This is a genomic window from Clavibacter sp. MX14-G9D (assembly GCF_032917815.1).
Taxonomy (GTDB): domain Bacteria; phylum Actinomycetota; class Actinomycetes; order Actinomycetales; family Microbacteriaceae; genus Clavibacter; species Clavibacter michiganensis_K.
The window spans coordinates 1-1,094 of sequence record NZ_JAVCVL010000390.1 but is presented as its reverse complement, the minus strand read 5'-3'; the positions used below and the strand labels follow the sequence as shown (position 1 = coordinate 1,094).

The window sequence follows — 1,094 nt, the reverse complement described above, 5'->3', positions numbered from 1 at the left end:
ATCGGACCAGCCGCGCTCCGCGAGCGCGGCGATGAGCGCCGGGTAGCGCGCGACGTCCTCGAGGCCGTCGGGCGTGCGGTCGACGCCGTCGTAGTCCCCGCCGAGCCCCACGTGGCGGGCGCCGGCGACCTCGCGGATCCGCTCCACGTGCCGCACGACGTCGGCGAGCGTCGCACGCGGCCGCTCCCCGGGCCTCCGGGCGGCGACCGCCTGCACGCCCTCGTGGTCGCGCGGGTCGACGCCCTCGGCCACCGCGAGCGCCAGCGTCTCCTCGTGCCACGCGGCGACCGCGGGCGCGACGAACTGCGGCACGAACGTCGCCATGCAGACGCCGTCGTTGGCGGGCAGGGCCTGCAGCACGTCGTCGGGCACGTTCCGCGGCACGTCGCACTCGGCGCGCGCCCCGGAGTGGGTGAACAGCACCGGCCTGCGGGCGATGCGCAGCGCGTGCCGCATCACGTCGGCCGACACGTGCGAGAGGTCGACCACCATGCCGATCCGCTCCATCTCCGCGACCACGCGCTCGCCCGCGGCGCTCAGGCCGTGGTGCACGGGCGCGTCGGTCGCGGAGTCGGCCCAGGCGACGGCCGAGTTGTGGGTGAGCGTCATGTACCGGACCCCGAGCGCCCGCATCGCCCGGAGCGCGCCCAGCGAGCCGCCGATCGAGTGCCCGCCCTCCATGCCGAGGAGCGACGCGATGCGGCCGGACGCGACCACGCGGTCCACGTCGTCGGCCGTCACGGCGAGCGCGAGCCGGTCCGGGTGCGCGGCCACGATCCGCCTCACGACGTCGATCTGCTCGATGGTCGAGCGCACCGGGTCGACGCCCGGGACGTCCGGCACCCACACCGACCAGAACTGCGCCGCCACCCGTCCCCGCGCGAGGCGCGGCAGGTCGGTGTGCAGCCCCGGCACGGCGTCCTCGACGGCGAGCCGCGCGATCACGTCGTCGGCCACGGACGCGCTCGGCCCGCCCTCCCGCACCGCCCGCTCGCGCAGCGCCCACGCGAGGTCGTCGTGCCCGTCGACGACGCCCTGCTCGTCGAGGAGCCGCTGCACGCGCTCGGCGAGCGCGGAGGCGGCGCCGGGCACGG

The 1,094-nt window shown here is 77.3% G+C and carries 1 protein-coding gene; it reads right to left on the bottom strand.

The features are described 5' to 3' along the window. A partial coding sequence (locus Q6969_RS15875; RefSeq protein WP_317231306.1) for a dipeptidase occupies window positions 1–1,092 on the bottom strand: 1,092 nt, incomplete at its 3' end. Window positions 1,093–1,094 lie beyond the last annotated feature (2 nt).